Source organism: Streptomyces sp. NPDC020917, from assembly GCF_044333795.1.
In the GTDB taxonomy this organism is placed as follows: Bacteria; Actinomycetota; Actinomycetes; order Streptomycetales; family Streptomycetaceae; genus Actinacidiphila.
Genome location: NZ_JBIRRR010000002.1, coordinates 492,609 through 513,585 on the forward strand (window position 1 = coordinate 492,609; position 20,977 = coordinate 513,585).

Here is a 20,977-nt window from a genome sequence, read left to right on the forward strand (position 1 = left end):
TCCACCGGCCGGCGTGCGGCGGTCAGCGGACGAACGCGTATGCCTGGTAGTGCAGTTGCGCGCCGAGGGGCCGGCTCTCCAGCAGGCGCAGCCGCTTCGTGCCGGCCGGGCCCTCCTCGTCGAACAGCCGCCCGCCGCCGCCGGCGACGACCGGGAACACGGTCAGCCGCAGCTCGTCGGCCAGGTCGTGCTCGATCAGGGCACGGGCCAGCCGGCGGCTCCCGTACACCACGATCTCGCCGTCGACCCGCCGCTTCAGCTCGGCGGCCTCCTTCACCGGATCGCCGCCGAGCACCGTCGCGTTGTTCCAGCGCGGCTCGTCGAGCGTCGCGGACACCACGTACTTCGGCAGCGCGCCCATCCGCTCGGCCCACTCCCCCAGCCGCGCGTTCCACCGGCTCGCGAACCACGCGTCGCTGTGCCGTCCCACCATCAACGCCGCGGCCTGCCGCACCTCGCGGGTCTCGTGCTCCGCCCATGCCGGCCGGTCGTCCCCGACCGTCGCGGTGAACCACCCGCCCCCGGCGGCGCCCTCCTGCCCGTCCGGGTCGGTCACGACCCCGTCGAGCGTGATGTTCGTACTGATCACGATGGTGCCCATGTCGGTCTCCCTGATGTGCCCGGCGGGCCGGGTCCCCCCGGCCCGCCTCGATGCGTGCCGTTTCCGGCGCTCACAGGGGCAGACACCGGCCGCACCGCGAACTGGGCGGCGCCACCGATCCCGGCCTCCTACGCCAGCGGTTCGTGGTTGGCCCAGACGACCTTGTAGGGGTGCCGGGCCTGCCAGCGCCCGATGACGTCCTCGATGCCGGGGACGGCGAAGACCGCGTCCAGGGCCTCGCGGTCGGCGGCGGCGACCTGGACGACGGCGGTGGGCACGAAGAGGGGAGCGAGGTCGTCGCCGGGCACGCGGATGTGGCGGCGGGCGGCGAACGCCGTGACGTGACCGGAGCCCGTCAGCAGCGCTTCGATGTCCTTCAGGTATTGATCGAGGTCGGCGTCGGGGATCGGGTTCTCGAACGCGACGATCATCGTGTGGCAGATCATGCGACCATCGAACCCCCACCCTGGCGGCGGCGTCCAAGACCGAATGGATCACCAGCGATAACCTGTGGGCATGGCTGATCTGGAGACGCGCGAGCTGGAGTACTTCGTCGCGGTGGCCGAGGAGCTGCACTTCGGCCGCGCCGCCGTCCGCCTGTCGATCGCGCAGCCCGCGCTGTCCAAGGCGATCCGGCGCGTCGAGTCGCGGCTGGGCGTGCGGTTGCTGCACCGCACCAGCCGCCATGTCGCGCTCACCCCGGCGGGGGAGGCGCTGCTGCACCACGGCCGGCACGCGCTGAACGCGGTCGCCGCCGCGGCCGAGGGGGCACGGCGCGCCGCGGACGCCCAGGCCCGGCTGCGGCTGGTGATCAAGCCGGGCGGCGACGCCGAGCTGCTGTCGCGGATCCTGGCGGCGTACGCGGAACGGCCCGGTGCCCGCCCGGTGGAGGTCCTGTTCGGCGGCGCCACCGACCGCGCCGACCACCTGCGCGACGGGCGGGCGGACGCGGCCCTGCTGTACGTGCCCTTCGACGACCTGACCGGGCTGGACGCGCACACGCTGCTCGTCGAGGAGCGCGTCGCGATCCTGCCCCGCGGCCACCGCCTCGCCGGACGCGCCGGGGTGCGGCTCGCCGACCTGGAGCACGAGACGCTGCCGCGGTGGAAAGGCGTGCGCTGGACGGGAGTTCCGGACGACGGCAGCGGGCCGGAGATCGACGACGGGCCGCAGATGATCCAGCTGATCACGCTGGGCCGCACGATCGCGGTCCTGCCGCGTTCGCTCGCAGGGCCGCTCCCCGCGGACCTGGTGACGGTCCCGGTGACGGACGCGCCGCCCAGCAGCATCGTCGTCGCCCGGTCGGAACGGGACCACCGGCCCCTGGTCGCCGCGTTCCTCGCCGCCGCGGTGGAGGCGGCGGGGTCGGTTCGCTCGGCGGTCGCGCCGGAGGCGGGGCCGGTGCCCGCGGGCGAGGCAAAACCGGATGCGACGGGCCGGGGCGGGCCGCGACCATGAACAGCGGCCCACCCGCGACGCGTCGGGACCTCCCGGGCCGCCCTCCCCTTTCCCGCCACAGGAGTTGATCCGTCCGTGCAGGCCGCCGTCGCTGTGAGCCCGGCCCAGGTGCCCGAGCTGCTGCTCGGCCTGGCCACCGTGCGCCCCGTCTTCCTCTGGGGTGCGCCCGGCATCGGAAAGTCCTCCCTGGTCAGGGAGTTCGCCGACTCCCTCGGGCTGGAGTGCGTGAGCCTGCTGGGCACCCAGCTGGCCCCCGAGGACCTCATCGGCGTGCCGCAGATCCGCGACGGCCGCTCGGTGTTCTGCCCGCCCGAGGCGATCGCCCGCGACGAGCCGTACTGCCTGTTCCTGGACGAGCTGAACGCGGCGACCCCGGACGTCCAGAAGGCGTTCTACTCGCTGATCCTGGACCGCCGCATCGGCAGCTACGAACTGCCCGCGGGCAGCATCGTCATCGGCGCGGGCAACCGCGCCACCGACAACGCCCTCGCCCGCCCGCTGGCGTCCGCACTGGTCAACCGCCTGACCCACGTCCATCTTGAGGCGTCGCCGAAGGACTGGCTGCACTGGGCGGCCCGTTCGGGCATCCACCCGTGGATCACCGACTACCTCACCGACCGGCCGCACCACCTGTGGTCGAAGCCGCCGAAGACCGAGGAGCCGTTCTCCACGCCGCGCTCGTGGCACATGCTCTCCGACGCGATCGCCTCGTTCGGCCCGGCGCTCGACGAGGAGACGCTCAAGGTGCTGGCGCACGGCACCCTCACCCCCGCCCACGCCTCGGCGTTCTGCGGGTACGTGAAGATCGTGCGCAGCGCGGTCGGGGTCGAGGCGATCCTCAAGGGCGACGCCCGCTGGCCGCACCGGATCCAGGACCGCGACCTGCTCTACTACCTGGCCGAGTCGTTCCGCGGCCGGCTGATGCGGGACCTGCCGGCGAGCAAGGAGCACGCCTCGCCGTCCCTGCGGCAGACCGCCTACCGGGCGCAGGCCCTGCTGGTGCAGCTCGCCGAGATCTCCGTCGAGGTCGCGCAGACGGTGATCGCCGACGACGAGGACGGCAACCCGGTGCTGCCCGCGTGGTTCCTGGTGGAGGCGGCCCGCGACATGCCCCGGCTGGTGGAGGCCCGCCGATGAGCCGGCCGGCCCGCGGCGGGAACCGGCGCGGGCGTCCCCCGGCGCCCGACCCGCGCCTCGAACTCCACTACCGCCACGGCCTGGAGATCGCGCTGCGCCATCCCGCCCTGAGCGCGCTGGACGCGCACTTCTGCCGTGCGTCCTGCCGCGTCGCGCCGGCGCAGGGCTGGGCGCTGGTGGACTCCGACGGGTGCGTCCACGCCAACCCGCGGCAGCTGGCCGAGCCCCGCGAGTGGGCCTGGGTGCTGGCGCACTGCCTGCTGCACCTGGGCTTCGGGCACGTCCCGGCCGCGCGCGGCGAGCGCACCCCGCCCGACCCCGCCGCGCTGGCGGCCCGCTGCGTGGTGGTGAGCCGCTTCCAGCAGACGCTCGCGGTGGGGACGGCGCCGTTCGAGCTGCCCGGGTCCTTCCCGGGCGGCGACGAGGAGCAGCTGGCCGAGCGGTTCCGCCGGGACGGTGTGCCCGCGCGGTACGCGCGGTGCGGGGCCGGCGGGCCCGAGCCCGACCAGGTGCTGGAGCCCTGGCCGTACCTGCGGGACCCGGCGGACTGGCAGGACGTGTTCGCGCGGGCGCTGACCCGCGCGGTGTCGGCCTCGATGAACGCCGCGGGCGCGGCGGGCGACACCCCGAAGGGCCCGTGGCAGCGGGCGCTCGACTGGTTCGTGTCGTCCTACCCGCTGCTCGGCGGCATCGCCGCGGGGATGACCGTGGTCGCGGACGCCGACCTCGCCCGCGCCCACCGGATCTCGGTGGCCGCGGTGGACGCGGCCGCCGCCGAGATCTACGTCAACCCGCTGCGCGTGCTGAGCGAGGAGGAGTGGCGGTTCGTGCTGGCGCACGAGATGCTGCACGCCGCGCTGCGGCACGCCGACCGCTGCGGCGCCCGCGACCCGTACCTGTTCAACGTCGCCTGCGACTACGTGATCAACGCCTGGCTGCTGGAGATGGGCGTCGGCGCGATGCCGTCCGGGCTGCTCCACGACCCGGCGCTCGCCGGCCTGTCCGCGGAGGAGGTGTACGACCGGATCACCACCGACGCCCGGCGCCTGCGCCGCCTCGCCACGCTGCGCGGCAAGGGCCTCGGCGACGTGCTGGGCGAGCCGCTGCCGCACGCCACCGCGCCGTCCGCGTACGTCGACCTGGACGCGTTCTACCGCCGCGGCCTGCTCCAGGGCTTCGACCTGCACGACCGGACCCGCGGCACGCTCCCGGCCGGCCTGGTGGAGGAGATCAGGGCGCTGGCCCATCCCCCGCTGCCCTGGGACGTGAAGCTGGCACGCTGGTTCGACGAGCACGTGCCGCGCCCGGAGCCGCTGCGCAGCTTCGCCCGGCCCTCGCGCCGCCAGGCGTCCACCCCCGGCATCCCGCGCGCCGGCCGGTACTTCCCGCCCGAGGAGCTGGAGCGCTGCACCTTCGGCGTCGTCCTGGACACCTCCGGCTCGATGCCGCCCCGGCTGCTCGGCAAGGCGCTCGGCGCGATCGCCTCGTACGCCGGGTCCCGGGACGTGCCCGCGGCCCGGGTGGTCTTCTGCGACGCGGCACCGTTCGACGCCGGGTACCTGCCGGTCACCGAGATCGCCGGCCGGGTGCGGGTACGGGGCCGGGGCGGCACCGAACTGCAGCCCGGCGTCGACCTGCTGCTCGCCGCCGACGACTTCCCGCCGGCCGCGCCCGTGCTGCTGATCACCGACGGCGCGTGCGACGTGCTCAGGGTCCGGCGCGAGCACGCCTTCCTGCTGCCGCGCGGCGCCCGGCTGCCGTTCGCGCCGCGGGGGCCGGTCTTCGCCATGCATTAGGGGCGGTGCGGCTGCCGGTCGGTCCGCTCCTTGGTCCTGTCGGGCCGGTCGGTCCGGCGTCACGGTACCCGCGGGCCTCGGACGTAGTCGCCGTCGGCGTCGTAGGGCCAGGCGTTGGCCTTGCAGCCGTGCAGGCCGTCGATCTGCTGCATCATCACCGGGGCGAGCTTGCCGGGTCCCGGGCAGCCCTCGTGGCCGTGGCCGATCCGGTGGCCGACCTCGTGGTTGACGATGAGCGCGCGGTAGCCGTGGATCGGTCCGGGGAACTGCGGCGAACCCAGCAGCCAGCGCTTGAGGTTGACCACCACGGTGGGCCCGACGTCGCAGTTGACCTCGCCGTGCGTGTGCAGCCCGGCCGCCCCGCAGATCGCGTCCACCGTGTCCGGGGTGGCGATCTTGATCACGAAGTCCGCGGGGCCCGAGGAGACGAGCTGGAAGGCGTCGTGGCCGTCGGCGGTCCAGCCGCGCGGGTCGCCGAGGATGCCCTGGATCTCCCGCGCCGCGTCGGCCGCCGAGATGCCCGCGCCGCCCTCGACCTGCACCTCGTAGCGGCGTACGGTGCCGTGCCCGACCGCCCTGCCGGAGGCGTGGGCCGTGCTGAACACGCCGCTGCCGTGCTCGGGGACGGCCCGCGTGGTCGTCCGCGCCGTCCCCGAGGAGGTGCCCGCCGCCTCCGGGGTCCCGCCGGTGCCGTCGCTCGCGGCGGCCGGGGGACCGTGGTCCTTCGGCCCGCCCGCGAGGGTGCGCGCTCCGGCCCGCACCGCGTAGAGCGTGCACCCGAGCAGCACCAGGAAGATCAGGCCCATCAGCAGGTACCAGCCGGTGCCGGTGCCTCTGCGGCCGCGCCGGCCCGCGCGCCCGTTCCCACGCGGCTGCGCCCTCCGGTTGCCCGCTCCGCCCATGTCCCCGTCCTCGCCGTCCTCGTCCGTTCCCGTCGTCCCCGTGGGCCGTGCGCCTTTCCCGGCGCCGCCGCCCCGTCCCCGTCGAGTCCCTTCCGTTCCGTCGAGCGCTGCGCACGCACGGGCGCCGAGGGGGACAACCGGGCCCCGTGCGTGCTCACTTCAGGCTCGCGTCGGCACATGATGAGGCATGGTCCGTCCGGTCACGGATCAGTAACGGACTGGAGTAGGGTGCCTGATGGGGGCCGGTCCGGGTTGCACGGTTCATGTGACCGTTCTGCAACAAACTCGGCCGGGAGCGGCTCGCGGGACCCGCCCGCCGCGGGCCCTGCGCATACTGATGCCGTGTCCCGCGTGCTGCTCATCGAAGACGACCCCGCCGTCCGGCGGGGCGTGGAATGGGCGCTGCGGCACCGCGGGCACGACGTCGCGGCGGCGCCCACCGGCGAGGAGGGCCTGGTGCTGCTCCGCACGCACCGGCCGGACGTCGTGGTGCTCGACCTGATGCTGCCCGGCATGCCCGGGCTCGACGTGTGCCGCCGCATCCGCAGGACCGACCAGGTCCCGCTGATCATCGTGACCGCGCGCGGCGACGACGTGGACGTGGTCGTCGGCCTGGAGGCGGGCGCGGACGACTACGTGGTCAAGCCGGTGCGCGCCAGCGTGCTGGAGGCGCGGATGCGGGCGGTGCTGCGCCGCGCGGTCCCGGACACCGCGGGCCGCACCCGCCCGCCGCCCCGGACCTACGGCGACCTGGCGATCGACCGCGCGGCCCTCGTCGTCACCTACCGCGGCGAGCCGGTGCCGCTCGCCCCCTCCGAACTCCGCCTGCTGCTGGCCCTGTCGGCCTCCCCCGGCCAGGTGCTCAGCCGCCAGCAACTGCTGGAGCAGGTCTGGGAGCACAGCTACCACGGGGACGTCCGGCTGGTGGACGCCTGCGTCAAACGGCTGCGCGGCAAGCTCGGCGGCGAGTCCCGCCACATAGAGACGGTGCGCGGCTTCGGCTACCGCTTCCGCGCGGCCGCGTGACGGCGGGGCGCCGCGGATGGCCAGGACGCCCGGAGTGGTACGCAGCCTGCGGTTCCGCCTGGTCGCCGGCTTCGCGCTGATCGCCGCGGTGAGCGCGCTCGGCACCGGTGCGCTGACGTTCCGCGAGGCGCGCACCGGGGTGCTCCAGCAGAGCCAGGACACGGTCGTGAACCAGTTCCGGGACAGCGTGGACGCGGCGATCCCCGGCGTCCCGGCGCAGCCCGGCCAGGCCGAACTCGCCACGCTCGTCTCCGGCCTGGCCTCCACCCACCGCTCCCAGCACTGGCGGGTGCTGGCCACCTTCGACGGGCTGCAGGCGGGTTCGGAACCCGGCGACTACTTCCCCGAGTTGACCCCCGCGCTGCGCACCTCGGTGCGGACCCGCTCGGTGGCCGTCTTCCAGCGCGTCCGCACCGACGGCCGCTCCGCGCTCGTCGTCGGCCTGCCCGTCGTCCGCGTCGACGACGGCAGTCCGCGCACCGGCTCGGGCCTGGCCCTCTACCTCGTGGTCCCGCAGACCACGGAACAGCGGTACGTGAGCGCCCTGGTCGGCGCGATCGAACGCGCCGCGCTCCCGGCCCTGTTGCTCGCCGTCCTGCTCGCGCTGTTCGTCGCCCGCGGCGTGCTGCGCCCGGTGCGGGCCCTGCGCGACGCGACCCGGCGGATGGCCGACGGGCACCTCGACACCCGCCTCAACGTCCACGGCTCCGACGAACTCGCCGACCTGTCCTCGGCGTTCAACGAGACGGCCGCGGCGCTGGAGCGGTCGGTGTCGGAGCTGCGCCGGATGGAGCAGCAGGCCCGGCGGTTCGCGGCCGACGTCTCCCACGAACTCCGCACGCCGCTGGCCGCGATGTCCGCGGTGACCGACGTGCTGGACGAGGAGGCCGCGCACCTGGAGCACGGTACGGCGGAGGCCGTCCAGCTCATCGGCGAGGAGACCGAACGGCTGGTGCGGCTCGTCAACGACCTCATGGAGATCTCCCGGTTCGACGCGGGCGCCGCCGAACTCCACCTGGACGAGATCGACCTGGCCGAGTCGGTGCGGCGCACCCTGGCCGCCCGCGGCTGGCAGGACCAGGTCGCGGCGCACCTGCCGGAGCCCGGCGCGCTGCGGATGCCGGTCGATCCCCGGCGGTTCGACGTGGTGGTGGCCAACCTCGCCGGCAACGCGCTGCGGCACGGCGCCCAGCCGGTGAGCGTCACGCTCACCCGGCACCGCGACGCTGCGGGGGACGGCGGGGCGTACGGGGCGGAGGGCGCGCGGGCGTGGGCCCGGCTGGTCGTCGCCGACGGCGGCCCCGGGATACCGGCAGAGGCACTGCCGCACGTCTTCGAGCGCTTCTACAAGGCGAGTTCGGCCCGCACCCGCAGCGAGAGCAGCGGCCTGGGGCTGGCCATCACCGCGGAGAACGTCCGCCTGCACGGTGGCCGCATCCACGTCGCGAACGGCCCGGAGGGCGGCGCCGTCTTCACCGTCGACCTGCCGGCTCCGCGGGGAGGGGGGAAAGCATGAGGGGGGCTTGCGCGGCGCGGGGAGCCGGCCCAGGGTCGCGCGGGGGGACCCGGCGTGCGGGCCTTGCCGGTCCCCTGGCCGCCGCGGGTGCCGTCGCGGGCGCCGTCGTGCTGCTCGCCGGGTGCGGGGTGCCGACGTCCGGCGTCATCGACGTCGGGGTGCCGGCGAGCGGGCTGCCCACCGTCCCCGCGGCGGGCTCCCGGGCCGTCCTGTACTTCCTGGAAGGGAGCCGGCTGCGGCCGGTCCGGCAGGAGGTGAAGGACGAGCAGGACCCGGTGACGACCGCGGTCGAGCTGCTGCTCGCAGGGCCCGCGGCGGCCGGCCGCCCCGACCTCACCACCCATCTGCTCCGGCCCGCGGCCCCGGGCGGCTCCGTCGGGGTCTGGACGCAGGGCCACACCGTCACGGTCCGCCTGCCCCGCGGGATGCCCGCGCCCGACGCTCTCGGCCTGCGGCAGCTCGCCTGCACCGCGGCGAGCGCTTTCGGGGCGGCGAGCCCCGGGGCCCTTCCGGCGCAGCCCGGGGTCGCTGAGCCGTCGGGCATCCCGACGGTTCCGTCCACGGTTGCCGTCCAGGTCGAGGTTGTCGGGCCCGACTGGCACCGGATCCAGAGGGTCCAGGACTGTCCGTCCTGAGGGTGCGGGTGAATCTCGCTGCGCGTTGCCGCAACCGGGGTGCCCCCGCTGTGCTCTCCCGTCGAACGGTTCGCCGTGGTTGGGCGCGCAGTTCCCCGCGCCCCTTGCGGCAACCCTGTGGTGCCCGTGGTCGCCGTTGCCGTGTGCTGCGGTGCTGTGGCTGGGCGCGCAGTTCCCCGCGCCCCTGCGGTGCATGTTCGGTGTGGGGGCGGGGCCGCCGCGGGAGTGTCTCCTCGGAACTGTGCGTGCGGGTTCTTTCGTGGGGTGGGGCGGGGGGATGCACAGTTCCTGCGGGGACACTCCCGCACCGTCCCTCCGGCCGGTCCCCGGGTGCGGGAGGTGAGGGGGACGCGGTCGCCTCGGAGGCGGCTAGGCGGAGGGGAGGAGGGTGGGGAGGAGGTGGGTGGGGTCGGTGATGCGGAGGCCCTGGGTGGCGGCTTCGGTGGCGGGCAGCAGGCCGGACAGCAGGCCGCCCACGAGCATGGACGGGCCGGTGAGGGTGAGGTCGGGGTGGGGTGCGGGGCCGCGGCGGATGTCGAAGGTGCCGTGGCGCAGGCGGAGGGTCAGCGTCTCGCCCTCTGAGGTGATCTCCACGACGATCTCGGCGTCGGGTGCGAGGTGGTCGGGGCGCAGCAGCGCTCCGGCGAGTGCCGACCAGTGAGGCTGCACCGCGTCGTCGGCTTCGGGGCCGGGCGGCATGCGGTCCAGGCCCCACTCGGTCAAGGCCGCGACGACGCCGCGCAGTTCACGGCCGCGCTCGGTCAGCCGGAACAGTGCCGTGCCCACGGGCGGCGGCGCGTCGTAGCGCTCGATCAGCCCGTCGGCCTCCATCGCCTTCAGCCGGTCGGCGAGCAGGTTCGTCGCGATGCCGGGCAGCCCGCGTCTGAGGTCGGTGTACCGGCTGGGCCCCAGCGCCAGCAGCTCGCGCACGATGAGCAGCACCCACCGGTCGCCGACGACGTCCAGCGCACGGGCGACGGCGCAGTACTGGCGGTAGCTCTTCACCCCGCCACGCTACCGCGCCCGCTTGCTCATCTCCATGGGATGGTTGACTTTCTTTGTTAGTCGCTTTATTTTTTCAAGTAGATGCTCCTTGCTCCTCATCCAGGAGGACGTGTCGATGACCTACGAGGAATCCGGCATCGTCGACGCCATCGAGAAGTTGGCGGGCGGCGCGGTGGGCGCGCTCACCCAGGACCAGTTGGACGGTGTCGACCAGTTCCATGCCGGTGGCGCGGAGGCCGTCGATCGGCTGCTTCCCGGGCTGCGGCTCGGGCGGGGGATGACCGTGCTCGACGTCGGCTCGGGGCTCGGCGGCCCCGCCCGCCAGATCGCCCGGACCACGGGCTGCGACGTGGTGGGCGTCGACATCACCGCCGCGTACGTCGACGCCGCCCGCGCCCTGACTAAGAGCGCGGGCCTGGCCGCCCAAGTCCGCTTCCTCCACGCCCCGTTGGCCGGTCTCGCGCCGGATGCCGCCTTCGATGCGGCCGTCACCCTGCACGTGCAGATGAACGTCGAGGACAAGCGGCGCTTCTTCGCGGACATCGCCGAACGCCTGTGTCCCGGGGCCCGGTTGGCGGTGCTCGAGGTCTGCCGCGGCGAGGGCGCCGAGGAGCCGCCGCTGCCGCTGCCGTGGTCGCTCGACGGCACCGACAGCTTCCTGTCCACCGCGGACGACCTGTGCCGCACCATCCGGTCCGCCGGCTTCGGCGTCGTGGAGTGGGCGGACGAATCCGCGTGGGCGACGCGGTGGTTCGCCGACCTCGGCCGCCGCCTGTCCTCCGCGGGCCCGGCCCCCCTCGCGCTCCCCGCCCTCCTCGCCGACGGCCCGACGCGCATGCTCAACTACGCGATCGCCGTCACCGCCGGCACCCTCACCGTCCACCGCGGCACCTTCACCGCGGCCGGGGTCATGGGAGGAACGTGACCTCGGGGAAGGCCGGGCTCGGGCCGTCGAGCAGCTGCCCGCCGCGGTGCCGCAGCTGCAGGTCGAAGAAGGCGCGCGGGTAGGCCTGTTGGATGCTTACCGACCGGGCGGGATCGAGGGTGCCGACCCAGCTCTGGATCTCCTGGTCGGTCATGCCGAGGATCGCGCCCGCCTGCGGAATCAGTGTCGCGTTGTCGCCGTAGGAGTTGTGGACCGCCCCCTCCGCCTGGATGTCCAGCCGCCAGCCGCGGAGGTGCGTCCAGAACTCGGCGATGTCCGGCATGGCGGCCCGGGTGAAGTCGGCGGTCATCATCATGAAGGGCCGGTCGAGGTCGGTGGTGATGGTCGGCTGCATCGGGCCGTCGATGCCGAGCCCGGCACTGACGCGCCGGTCGGCGAGCATGGTGAGCGCGGTGGCGGTGCCGCCCTTCGACCAGCCGAACGCGCCGACGTGCCGCGGGTCGAGGGCGCCGAGCAGGCCCGGGGGCAGGGCCCTGCCGTCGACGTCGGGGTTGTGCCCGGCGGCGAGTTCCGCCACGCAGTCGAGCAGGAACCGGAGGTCCGCGGCGAAGTCCTTCGGGTACATCGGCACGTCGGCCGCCGGGGTGACGACCCGGCCGTCCGGGAACTCGGTGAACGTGTCGTAGGTGTGGTCGACGGTGACGACGGCGAAGCCGTGGCTGGCGAGTTCCTGGACGATGACGGTGTGGTCGCCGCGGTGGCTGGCCGAGCCGTGCGAGTACACCACGACCGGCAGGCGGTGGCCCGTGCGGTGCACGGGCGCGCCCGTCAGCCCGGCGGTGAGCGGGCCGAGGGCGGGGTCGAGGGGGAAGCCGACGTCCGCCAGGAAGGCCCGCAGTGCGCCCTCGGCCATCCAGGGCGCGCGCGGGAGTCCCGCGGCGGTGCGCGCGGGGTACCAGACGGCCGCCATCAGCTCGCGGTGGCGCCCGGGGCCGGCCACGGGATCCGGGCGCGCGGTGTCCACCAGGTGCAGCGGTACGGTGCCCACGGGGTGCGGTCCGGTGGGTGCGGGCAGGGTGAGCCGTGCCGGGCCGGGGGCGGCCGGCGCCGCCCACGCGTGGCGCGGCACGCCCAGGGGCACGGTGGCTCCCAGCCCCGCGGCCGCCGCGGTGGCGAGGATGCGGCGGCGCGTCATGTCCGTTCTGCTGGTGACCGGTGTCGTGGTCAACTGTCCTCCCGGTTTCTCGGATGGTGTCCGGCACGCTGTCCGTTGTTCGCCGAGCTCCACCGCGCATGGGTCGCGGCGGAGGTGTGCCCAGGTGCCCGGGCTAGGACTCCGGGCCCGGGTCGCCTTGTTCGATCCCGTCGATGAGCCGCTTGAGCTGGGTGACCTCGTCCCGGAGGGCGCGGTCGCCGGCGGGCGTGAGGGAGAGCCAGGTGCGGGCGCGTCTGCCCTCGTAGCCCTTCTCGACGGCGACCAGTCCGGCCTTCTCCAGGACGGTCAGGTGCTGGCTGAGGTTTCCCGCGGTGAGGCCCAGCGCCGTGCGGAGGAAGCCGAACTCGACCCGGCGCGCCTGGTGGGCGACGGTGAGGATGCCGAGGCGGACGCGCTGGTGGACCACGTCGTTCAGGCTGGTGACGGGGTGCTGGTCGGGCTCGTCGGTCATGAGGCGTCGTGCCGGCGGGGCAGCTCGGCCAGGCGGAAACCGAGGGCGCCGAGCAGGAGGAGCACGCCGGGGACGGCGAGGTAGGGCAGGGCGGACCAGGACGAGGAGGCGGGGATCCGCATCCAGCGGGTGGTGGCCGGCACCAGCTCGACGGCCAGGTACACCAGGGTGAGGAGCAGCAGGGCGCGGCTGCGTTCCACCCAGGACAGCACGAGCAGCGGCAGCCCGACCGCCGTGGCGTCCCCGGTGAGTCGTTCGAGGAACGTCGTCGTCCGCGAGGTCGGGTCCAGGTGCAGGCCCCAGAAGTCGAAGGGCCTGCCCGGCTGCGGGATCCCGTGGCGCATGCTCCAGACCGCGGTGGCGGTCACCAGCCCGACCAGGGCGATGCCGGTGAGGACGTAGGGCCGGACCGGGGAGCCGACTCCGCGGTTGCGGGACCGGCGGAGGGAGAAGACCGCCGTCGCGATGTAGGCGAGAGCGAGTCCGAGGGGCCAGTAGAGCGGTGAGCCGTGCCTGATGAGGGTGCACCCGGCGCCTGCCGCGGGATGCATCGCCGGGCAGGGAACGGCCATCACCTTGGTGGTGAAGCGGCTGACCAGGATGCCCCCGAGGGTGAGCGCACCGAGCAGCAGGAGCGGGAACCAGGCGCCGCGCTGGGCGGCGCGGACCCGGCGGGTCAAGTCGCCGAGACCGGCGAGGACTTCGCGGGGGGTGTCCGGCGAGGGCACCGATGCCTCTGTCATGGCATCAGCTTTGCATCACAAACCAGTTCTGACAAGAAACCCGCACGAGTTGCTGCCGGGGCCCGGCATGGGGGAGCCGGCGGTCCGTGGCCGGCCGCCGGCTTGCGGTGGGGACCGCTCCCAACTCCCCGCAGTCCGGGGGAGGTCAGGGGCGGTAGATGGTGAGGGTCGCGCCGCTGACCTCGATGCGGCGCTCGTCGAGTTTCTCCCCGCAGGTCAGTGCGTTCAGGCAGCGGCGGAAGAGCTGTATCTCGTCGTGGGTGAGGACGGCGGCCGCGAGGTTGAGAAGGGCGTCGAGGCTGGAGGCGGTGAGGACTTCGGGGAGTTCCCCGGAGAGCAGGACAACGGGTTCTCCGGTCCGGCCTCGGACGACTGCGGTGGTGGGTCCGCCGTGCACGACTAGCACATGCCCCCCTCTCGACGGAGCTTTTGCTCGCTTTGGCTCACCTCGGGCAGGACGAGAGGATAACCGCAAATTCTTCGGTTCCGGGCTGGATGTGGCTTTTTGCCATGACGTTGCCTCAGGCGCGGTCGGGTGGATTCCGGAGTCCGTCCTGGTGGGGGCCGGTGTCCCGGCGCTCGAAGTGGTCCGGGCCCGCCGTCGCGCGGCCGGCCTACTCCCCGTCGGTCCCGGGCTGTTCCGCGTCGCCCTGCTGCCGCAGGAGGGACTCGACGAGCGCCGCGACATGACGGCGGTCGGTGGGGGAGAGCTGGGCGACGCTGGCGATGAGCATGTCGACCTCCGGATCGGAGGCGTTGCCGGCCGGGCCCTGGGTGTAGAGATGGATCCCGCAGGCTTCCGCGGCCGCGCGGCGCAAGGTGTCCAGCGGCAGGTCCAGACCCCGGGCGAGGCCCTCCAGTGTCCCCTGCTGCGGCATGGCCGCCGCGCGCTGGGCCGTGGCCAGGTGGTGGACGGTGGAACGCGGGATGCCGCCGCGGCGCGCGACGTCCCCGTACGACCAGCCCCGCTGCTCCAGCCGGCGCTTGATCAGTTCCTGCAGTGCGTTGGCCACGGATGGTGTCTTCCTGCTAGCGGGCCGGGTCGGCCTGTCGACAGTGAGGCCGAGTCTACGGTGGCCAACGGGCGACGGCCGGGCGTGGATACGCCCTTCACCAGGCGATATCTCAGAGTGATCACTCGGACACGTGTCGTGACTTGCGAGGGGCGCGGCTGACTCGCTACCGTCCAATGTCGTCGGACAGTTCGTCCGGCATTCTTGGACGCTGTCCGGGCCTGCCCGGCATGGCGTCCTGTTGTCCCTCACCCCGAAGGAAATCCCATGCTCGACGTGCAGGAACTCGACTCCGAGTCGGCTCAGCTCCTTCCCGGCCGCGAGGCCCTGGGGAAGCTGAAGTTCAGCTTCACCAAGACCACGTACGTCACCAAGCACATCGCGACGGTGAACGCGGCGAACCACTCGGTGGCGGCGAACCTGTTCTCGCCGGACGCCGTGGCCCAGTCCGAGGCCTCGCAGGGTATCTGCATCTCCCAGTAACCGTCCCCCTTCCCGGGCACCGCCCGGGCCATCGAAAGGAATTGCCATGAACGTGCAGGAACTCAACGCCGAGTCCGCCGAACTGCTCCCCGGCCGCGAGGCCCTGGGGAAGCTCAGGTTCAGTTTCACCAAGACGACCTACGTCACCAAGCACATCGCGACGGTGAACGCGGCGAACCACTCGGTGGCGGCGAACCTGTTCTCGCCGGACGCCGTGGCCCAGGCCGAGGCCACCCAGAGCATCTCCATCTCCCAGTAACAAGGCCGGTTTGCATGCGGACCGCGTCGTCGCACGACGCGGTCCGTGTCGGGAGAGGATCAGGATGACGGTGGCGGACAGCCGCGAATTCGACCGACGCGGCCCGACCGGTGGGAACGTCTCCGACGGCGCCGTCTTCCCGGTCCCCAGGCTCAGTGCCGGACTGCGGGTCCTGGGCGAGTACCGGGGATCGGGGTCCAAGGAGCCGAAGTACCTGGTGCGCCGCGGTGACGGGCAGGTCGTGCAACTGTCGCGCCTGCTCTACGAGATCGTCGGCTCGGTGGACGGGGAGCGCCACACCGAGACGATCGCGCACCGGGTCAGCGCCCGCTGCGCGCGCGAGATCAGCCCCGAGAACGTGCGCTATCTCGTCGAGGAGAAGCTCCAACCGCTCGGCGTGACGGTGCCGTTCGGGCAGCGGGACGACCAGGTGGTGGGGCCCCGCACCGATCTGCTGCTGGTGCTGAAGGGCCACCGGGTGCTGCTGCGGGAGCGGCAGGTCGCCCGGATCGCCCGGTCGCTGGCGTGGCTGCACCTGCCACCGGTGGTGTTCCTGGTGCTGGCGGTCGCGATCGCGTCCGACGTCTGGCTGTTCGGCGTCCACGGGGCGATGGCCCCGGTCGTCGACGTGCTGGAGCACCCGGCCCTGATGCTGGTGGTGTTCGCCCTGACGGTGGCGTCGCTGGTGTTCCACGAGTTCGGCCACGCCTCGGGGTGCCGGTACGGAGGCGGCCATCCCGGATGCATCGGCTGCGGGCTGTTCCTGATCTGGCCCTCCATGTACACCGACGTCACCGACGTGTACCGGCTCGGCCGCGGCGGCCGGCTCCGCACCGACCTGGGCGGCGTCTACTTCAACGTCGTCTTCCTGGTGGCCCTTTTCGGCGGGTACCTGCTCAGCGGGCAGTCGTTCTTCCTCGGCGCCGTCTATCTCGCGCACATCGAGATCCTGGAACAGCTCATGCCGGTCATGCGGCTGGACGGCTACTACATCCTCGGTGACCTGGCCGGCGTCCCCGATCTCTTCGGCAAGGTCAAGCCGATCCTGCTCGGCATGGTGCCCGGGAGGCCGGTCCCCGCCGAGGTCGCCGACCTCAAACGGTCCGCCCGCACGGTCGTCACCGTGTGGGTGCTGGCCATGGTGCCGCTGGTCGTCGTCGAGTGCGGCTACCTCCTGTGGAACCTGCCCCGCCTCGCCGAGACCGCCCTGCGCTCGCTGGCCCATCAACTGGCCGACACCGCGTCGGCGTTCGCGGACGGTCAGATCGCCGCGGGGCTCGTCGGCCTGATCGGCTGCTTCATGCTGCTGTGTCCGCTGGCCGGCGCGGTGTACCTGGCGGTCCGCGTCGGGAGCCGCGTGGTGCGGGCCGCCGACCGCGCCGCCCGCGCGCGTCCGCGGCTGCGCGTCTCCGTGGGGACGGTGGCGCTGAGCGCCACGATCGTCCTGACCGGAGTGTGGGTCGGTGCCATCGGCCCGCGGTCGGCGCCGACCCAGCAGCCCGTCGCGCCCCTGCTCCAACCGCACCTGCCGCTGGAGCCGTTGCCGCTCCCGCGGACCCCGACCACGGCCCCCACCACCACCGCGCCGGCCGCCGGGCCCACCCCCGTCGGCGACCAGTCACCCGCCGGCGCCTCCACCGGCCCGGCCTTCACCGCGCCGACGACCACGCCCGCGACCAGCGGGCCCCCGACGTCCGCCGGTCCCACGACCACCGGTCCCGCGACGCCGCCCACCAGCGCCGCGCCGCCGCCGCCTTCCAGCCGCCCGCCCAGCGTCACGCCGACCACGCCGACGCCCACGGCGACCCCCACCACGCCCACCCCGACCGAGACCGGGACCCCGACGCCGACCGGGACCGTGACCGGCTCGCCGTCCGCGTCGTGAGGCGGCACCCGCCGAACTTGCCCGTAGCCCGATCCCACCACATGAGGAGAACCACCATGACCCACCGCAAACCGCGCAAGCTCAGTTCCGTGCGCGCCGGGCGCAGCGCCGTCCGCTGGGGCATGCTCACCACGGCCGGCCTGACGACGCTGGCCACCGCCGGTACCGCCCACGCCTCGGGCGGCATCCCCCACGACGTCGGCGTCGCCGTCGACCAGGCCCGCACGATCGCCACCCGCGTGCACCCGGTGAGCTACCAGGAGTCCTTCACCGTCCACCAGTTCGGCGCGCTGGTCTCGGCCACCGCGAACAACAGGGCCGTGGCGACGTCCATCGCCTGCAGGGCGGACGACCCGTGCCGCTCGATCGCCCTGTCCTTCCAGATCGTGACCACGGCCGGCACGAACATCCGCCTGCACGCCAGCAACCTCGGCAAGGCCACCAACGTGCACTGCCCGGAGTGCGAGACCTTCGCCGGCGCCTACCAGTTCGTCGTCTCGACGCCCGGCGTGCTCACCCTGGACTCCGGCACCCGGCACCAGCTGGACCTGCTGAGCAGCCAGGCGTACGGGCTCGGGCACTCCAACCGCTCCGTGGCCGACATCAAGCAGCGCGCGGACGCCCTGGCGGCCCAGGTCGTCTCCGTGTTGCGCGGCGCGGTGGCCTCGGCGCCGCGGACCCAGGCCGTGGACCCGCTGAAGCAGTTCCAGCCCACCGTCACCATGCACCGCTACGTCAGCTAGTCCCGCGCGTCCCGCGTGACCGGGCCCCGGACGCTCGACGTGCCGCTGCGCACCGGGGCCTCGCCGGCCGGCCGGAACCGTCAACCGGCCGGGGCGGGCCGCGGCTCCCCGCGGAAGACCTGGCTGCTGTGCCAGGACCGATGGACCGCCGCGACCGCCCACCCGCCCGCCTGCGGACCGAGGAGCGGGCGCCCCGCGAGCGCCAGGACCTGCTCGCGTGCCGCGACACTGTGGCCGACGAACCGCTGCGAGACGAGAACGCGATGGCCTTCGCGGCCTTCGCGGCCTTCGCGGTTTTCGGGGCCATCGGGGCGGGCGGGACCGTCCGGGTCGGCCGGGGTGTCGGGGGCGGCCGGGGCTTCGCCCAAGCCGAGCACGCCCTTGTCGAAGAGCTTGTGGTGCAGCGAGCACAGGCACAGGCCGTTGTCGACCTCGTCGGGGCCGCCGAACGCCCACCAGCGCACGTGCGCCGCCTCCAGGCCCACGGGGACCGCGCCGATCCTGCCGTCGTACCCGCAGAACGCGCACCGGTACTCGTAGGCGGTGAGCACCCGCTCCCTCATGCGCGGGTCCCGCGGCCTGCGGCTGGCGGCCGCAAGTCCCGTGGGCTGGGCGGGATCCAGCTCCAGGCCGACGGCTTCGCACAGGTCGCCGTGGAGCGACGGCGGGAAGTGCAGGTCGAGCAGGACCCGGGCCAGCCGGCCGAGCAGCGAGGGCTCCCGGCGCAGCGCCGCCCGCAGCTCCGGCGCCAGCCGCCCCGCGGCCCCGGCGGCCCGCAGCTCCCGAACCTCGGTACCGGGACTGCCGGGTCCGCGATCGGTGCGCACCTCCCACACCCCGTCGTTCACGAGGTGGTGGAAGGGGTACGCGGGCGTCGTCCGGTTCGGCGGGCCGTACTCGACGAGCAGCTGCCGCAGGTCGTCCTCCACCGCGGTGTACCGCAACTCCCCGTCGGCATCCTGCTGGTACCGGCCGAGGGCGTACAGGAACAGCAGCGGCTTGTGCGGCGCCCGCACCCCGCTCCTGCTCCACTGCCTCAGGTTCGCCGCGCGCTCCACCCAGCTCATGGCCGACGAGCGTAACGCCCGGCGGGCCCGCCCAGTTGACATCCGGCTCCGCGGGGCTCGTACGTGCCGTCGCCGGTACGCGCCGGCCGGCGGGGACTCGACGATTGGACGAGGCGCGCCTGGTCCGGAGTCCGATGACCTGCTGCTGGGCCGGCCCTAACGTTGCGACCTGAAGCCGGGGTTGCGCGAAGTGACCCGGAACGCGGCCCAGGGACAGGGAGGAGCGCCGGTGGACGAGGCCATTCGCTGCGAAGGGCTCGGCAAGACCTACGGGAGCCAGGCCGCCGTCGACGGGCTCGATCTGTCGGTGGCGGCGAACCAGGTGTACGGGTTTCTCGGGCCGAACGGATCCGGCAAGACCACCACGATGCGGATGCTGCTGGGGCTGGTGCGGCCGTCGACCGGCAGGGCGTGGCTGAACGGCCGCCCGCTGCCGGACCCGGACGGTCTCGCGCGGGTCGGCGCGATGATCGAGGAGCCGGCGTTCCACCCGTGGATGACCGGCCGGCGCAGCCTCGACGCGCTGGCGTTGTGCGGTCCACCCCTCCCGCACCCGGACGCGGTCGACGCCGCTCTGGACAGGGTCGGCCTGATGCCGGTCGCCGATCGCAAGGTGAAGACGTACTCCCAAGGCATGCGTCAGCGACTCGCGGTGGCTCTCGCCCTGCTGAGAGAGCCGTCGCTCGTGCTGCTGGACGAGCCGATGAACGGGATGGATCCGGCGGGCATCCGCGAGTTCCGCACCACGGTGCGGCACTTGGCCGCCACCGGGACCACGGTGTTCCTGTCCAGCCACCAGATGACGGAGGTGGAACAGGTCTGCGACCGGGTGGCCGTGGTGACGTCGGGCCGCCTCATCGCCGAGGGAACCCCCGACGACCTGACGACAGCCGTCGTCCGGATCGTCCTCGCACCTGCCGAACAGCCCTCGGCACGGGAGTTGCTCGCCGAGCGCTTCACCGTGGCTGCCGCGGGCCCCGACGCCATCGTGGTCAAGGGCGACGACGGCCGCGCCGTCAACGAGACGCTCGGACGCGGCGGCGTGTGGGCGCACCAGATCCGGGTCGAACGGTCCGGTCTGGAGGAGGCGTTCCTCGATCTGACGGGTGGCGCCGCCGCCGACACCAGGTGGCCGGGCGCCGTGGGGTCGGTCACGTCGACCCCTCAGGAGGGCGTGGGCGATGCGACTGCTGCGCGCTGAACTCATCACCTTGAACCGCCCGTTGACATGGGCCGTCGCCACTGCCTCCACCCTGTTCTGCGTCCTTCTCGCGATCGGCGGCGCGTCGAACGCCCGCCAGTCGATGACCGATGCGGCGCACCCGCCGCTGTCCTGCGCGGCTCTGCGCCTGCCGGCCGGGCCGTCCTGCACATACGCCCAGGACATGCAGCGGCAGCGGGCCAAGGCCGAGCGCGCCACCGCAACGGCCGCCGCCGCCCGCACCGCGGCCCAGCTGGACCCGCTGGCCGCCGGAGCAGAAGCGGCGGGCCTGACGGCCTCGCTGCCAGGCGCGGTTGCGCTGGCCCTGCTGGCCGGAGGCCATGTCGGCGGCGAATGGTCGGGCCGGACGCTGAAGCACCTGCTCACCCAGAACGGGCGGCGCCATCGGATCATGGCCGCGAAACTGGCCGGCCTCTGGGGTGCCGCGGTGTGCCTGCTGTGCGCGTGCTGGGCCGGTCTCGCAGCGGCGGGCCCGGTGATCCGCAGGGTCGAGCACCTGCCGGACCCTCACCAGCCGGCGCGGCACGCCCTCACCTGGGCGGGCGCCGAGATCGGCCGGTCGCTGCTGGTGCTGGCCGCCTTCGCGGCGATCGGCCTCCTGGCCGGAGTGGTCACCCGGGGCGCCATCGGAACGGCGGCCGCCGGCACCGCGGCGGTCATCGCCATGCTGATCGCCGCCGCGTTGCCCGGACTCGGCAGATGGACACCCGCGACCTGGATCCAGGGGTGGATGGGGTTTGCCGCGGGCCAGGGGTCCATCAGCAGCCTGCCGGACAACTTCTGGTCGCGGTTCATCAGCGCCGACGGCACCCCGCCCGGCCACGGGCCAGGGCTGATCGGCGTCTCGGCCCTGTTCCTGGTCTGCGCTCTCGCCGCGATGCAGGTGTTCCGGCGTCTGGACGTCACGGGTTGACCCGGGCGTACGCTCAGGCC

The 20,977-nt window shown here is 73.8% G+C and carries 23 protein-coding genes; 13 read left to right on the top strand and 10 right to left on the bottom strand.

Going from position 1 to position 20,977, the window contains the following annotated elements; genetic code table 11:
• Positions 1 to 22 precede the first annotated feature (22 nt).
• Together ACH4TG_RS06240 and ACH4TG_RS06245 are read right to left on the bottom strand one after the other, a co-directional pair.
• A complete protein-coding gene (locus ACH4TG_RS06240; RefSeq protein ID WP_398240972.1) occupies positions 23 to 601 on the bottom strand; it encodes a dihydrofolate reductase family protein in 579 nt (192 codons plus the stop codon).
• A gap of 128 nt (positions 602 to 729) precedes the next feature.
• Positions 730 to 1,047 (bottom strand): hypothetical protein, encoded by a 318-nt coding sequence (locus ACH4TG_RS06245; protein ID WP_398240973.1) that lies wholly within the window; start codon positions 1,045 to 1,047, stop codon positions 730 to 732.
• Positions 1,048 to 1,117: 70 nt separating this feature from the next.
• Between ACH4TG_RS06245 and ACH4TG_RS06250 the strand changes: the two genes are divergently transcribed.
• From ACH4TG_RS06250 to ACH4TG_RS06260, 3 genes are all read left to right on the top strand, one after another.
• Positions 1,118 to 2,059 carry a LysR family transcriptional regulator gene (locus tag ACH4TG_RS06250; protein ID WP_398240974.1) on the top strand — a complete coding sequence of 314 codons (942 nt, stop codon included), beginning with the start codon at positions 1,118 to 1,120 and terminating at the stop codon, positions 2,057 to 2,059.
• Positions 2,060 to 2,134: 75 nt separating this feature from the next.
• A complete protein-coding gene (locus ACH4TG_RS06255; RefSeq protein ID WP_398240975.1) occupies positions 2,135 to 3,196 on the top strand; it encodes an ATP-binding protein in 1,062 nt (353 codons plus the stop codon).
• Positions 3,193 to 4,992 (top strand): hypothetical protein, encoded by a 1,800-nt coding sequence (locus ACH4TG_RS06260; RefSeq protein WP_398240976.1) that lies wholly within the window; start codon positions 3,193 to 3,195, stop codon positions 4,990 to 4,992. The genes ACH4TG_RS06255 and ACH4TG_RS06260 overlap by 4 nt, the downstream gene beginning before the upstream one ends.
• Before the next feature lie 59 nt (positions 4,993 to 5,051).
• On the opposite strand, the gene ACH4TG_RS06265 is transcribed toward ACH4TG_RS06260, so the two are convergent.
• The gene (locus ACH4TG_RS06265) at positions 5,052 to 5,894 is read right to left on the bottom strand and encodes a DUF3152 domain-containing protein (protein ID WP_398240977.1); all 843 of its coding nucleotides are present in this window, start codon (positions 5,892 to 5,894) and stop codon (positions 5,052 to 5,054) included.
• Positions 5,895 to 6,236: 342 nt separating this feature from the next.
• Here ACH4TG_RS06265 and ACH4TG_RS06270 point away from each other — a divergent pair, with 342 nt between their 5' ends.
• From ACH4TG_RS06270 to ACH4TG_RS06280, 3 genes are all read left to right on the top strand, one after another.
• Entirely contained in the window at positions 6,237 to 6,920 is a 684-nt protein-coding gene (locus tag ACH4TG_RS06270; protein ID WP_398240978.1) for a response regulator transcription factor, read from the top strand.
• A 16-nt stretch (positions 6,921 to 6,936) separates the two neighbouring features.
• The gene (locus ACH4TG_RS06275) at positions 6,937 to 8,436 is read left to right on the top strand and encodes an ATP-binding protein (RefSeq protein ID WP_398240979.1); all 1,500 of its coding nucleotides are present in this window, start codon (positions 6,937 to 6,939) and stop codon (positions 8,434 to 8,436) included.
• A gap of 107 nt (positions 8,437 to 8,543) precedes the next feature.
• Positions 8,544 to 9,071: a hypothetical protein gene (locus ACH4TG_RS06280; RefSeq protein ID WP_398240980.1), complete on the top strand. Its 528-nt coding sequence runs from the start codon at positions 8,544 to 8,546 to the stop codon at positions 9,069 to 9,071.
• Positions 9,072 to 9,440: 369 nt separating this feature from the next.
• On the opposite strand, the gene ACH4TG_RS06285 is transcribed toward ACH4TG_RS06280, so the two are convergent.
• Positions 9,441 to 10,076, bottom strand: a complete 636-nt coding sequence (locus ACH4TG_RS06285; protein ID WP_398240981.1) for a winged helix-turn-helix transcriptional regulator — start codon at positions 10,074 to 10,076, stop codon at positions 9,441 to 9,443.
• A gap of 115 nt (positions 10,077 to 10,191) precedes the next feature.
• Between ACH4TG_RS06285 and ACH4TG_RS06290 the strand changes: the two genes are divergently transcribed.
• Complete coding sequence (locus ACH4TG_RS06290; protein WP_398240982.1) at positions 10,192 to 11,001, top strand: SAM-dependent methyltransferase; 810 nt, start codon at positions 10,192 to 10,194, stop codon at positions 10,999 to 11,001.
• Here ACH4TG_RS06290 and ACH4TG_RS06295 read toward each other — a convergent pair.
• The 5 genes from ACH4TG_RS06295 to ACH4TG_RS06315 form a co-directional block, all read right to left on the bottom strand.
• Entirely contained in the window at positions 10,985 to 12,190 is a 1,206-nt protein-coding gene (locus ACH4TG_RS06295; RefSeq protein ID WP_398240983.1) for an alpha/beta hydrolase family protein, read from the bottom strand. The two genes, ACH4TG_RS06290 and ACH4TG_RS06295, sit on opposite strands and share 17 nt — an antisense overlap.
• 100 nt (positions 12,191 to 12,290) lie before the next feature.
• Entirely contained in the window at positions 12,291 to 12,629 is a 339-nt protein-coding gene (locus tag ACH4TG_RS06300) for a winged helix-turn-helix domain-containing protein (protein ID WP_398240984.1), read from the bottom strand.
• A complete protein-coding gene (locus tag ACH4TG_RS06305) occupies positions 12,626 to 13,372 on the bottom strand; it encodes a hypothetical protein (protein WP_398240985.1) in 747 nt (248 codons plus the stop codon). Before ACH4TG_RS06305 ends, ACH4TG_RS06300 begins: the two co-directional genes overlap by 4 nt.
• Before the next feature lie 145 nt (positions 13,373 to 13,517).
• A complete protein-coding gene (locus ACH4TG_RS06310; protein ID WP_398240986.1) occupies positions 13,518 to 13,769 on the bottom strand; it encodes a hypothetical protein in 252 nt (83 codons plus the stop codon).
• A 217-nt stretch (positions 13,770 to 13,986) separates the two neighbouring features.
• Positions 13,987 to 14,385, bottom strand: a complete 399-nt coding sequence (locus ACH4TG_RS06315) for a helix-turn-helix domain-containing protein (RefSeq protein ID WP_398240987.1) — start codon at positions 14,383 to 14,385, stop codon at positions 13,987 to 13,989.
• Positions 14,386 to 14,652: 267 nt separating this feature from the next.
• Between ACH4TG_RS06315 and ACH4TG_RS06320 the strand changes: the two genes are divergently transcribed.
• The 4 genes from ACH4TG_RS06320 to ACH4TG_RS06335 all read left to right on the top strand — a co-directional run bounded on the left by ACH4TG_RS06320 (position 14,653) and on the right by ACH4TG_RS06335 (position 17,755).
• Positions 14,653 to 14,868: a hypothetical protein gene (locus ACH4TG_RS06320; protein WP_398240988.1), complete on the top strand. Its 216-nt coding sequence runs from the start codon at positions 14,653 to 14,655 to the stop codon at positions 14,866 to 14,868.
• A 46-nt stretch (positions 14,869 to 14,914) separates the two neighbouring features.
• Positions 14,915 to 15,127 carry a hypothetical protein gene (locus ACH4TG_RS06325; protein ID WP_398240989.1) on the top strand — a complete coding sequence of 71 codons (213 nt, stop codon included), beginning with the start codon at positions 14,915 to 14,917 and terminating at the stop codon, positions 15,125 to 15,127.
• Positions 15,128 to 15,191: 64 nt separating this feature from the next.
• Complete coding sequence (locus tag ACH4TG_RS06330; protein WP_398240990.1) at positions 15,192 to 17,012, top strand: hypothetical protein; 1,821 nt, start codon at positions 15,192 to 15,194, stop codon at positions 17,010 to 17,012.
• A 56-nt stretch (positions 17,013 to 17,068) separates the two neighbouring features.
• Complete coding sequence (locus tag ACH4TG_RS06335; protein ID WP_398240991.1) at positions 17,069 to 17,755, top strand: hypothetical protein; 687 nt, start codon at positions 17,069 to 17,071, stop codon at positions 17,753 to 17,755.
• A gap of 80 nt (positions 17,756 to 17,835) precedes the next feature.
• Here the strand turns inward: ACH4TG_RS06335 and ACH4TG_RS06340 are convergent, their stop codons facing one another.
• Positions 17,836 to 18,822: a phosphorothioated DNA-binding restriction endonuclease gene (locus ACH4TG_RS06340; RefSeq protein ID WP_398240992.1), complete on the bottom strand. Its 987-nt coding sequence runs from the start codon at positions 18,820 to 18,822 to the stop codon at positions 17,836 to 17,838.
• Between the two features lie 229 nt (positions 18,823 to 19,051).
• Here ACH4TG_RS06340 and ACH4TG_RS06345 point away from each other — a divergent pair, with 229 nt between their 5' ends.
• Together ACH4TG_RS06345 and ACH4TG_RS06350 are read left to right on the top strand one after the other, a co-directional pair.
• Positions 19,052 to 20,023: an ABC transporter ATP-binding protein gene (locus ACH4TG_RS06345; protein WP_398240993.1), complete on the top strand. Its 972-nt coding sequence runs from the start codon at positions 19,052 to 19,054 to the stop codon at positions 20,021 to 20,023.
• Complete coding sequence (locus ACH4TG_RS06350) at positions 20,004 to 20,957, top strand: hypothetical protein (protein ID WP_398240994.1); 954 nt, start codon at positions 20,004 to 20,006, stop codon at positions 20,955 to 20,957. Before ACH4TG_RS06345 ends, ACH4TG_RS06350 begins: the two co-directional genes overlap by 20 nt.
• Positions 20,958 to 20,977: the final 20 nt, after the last annotated feature.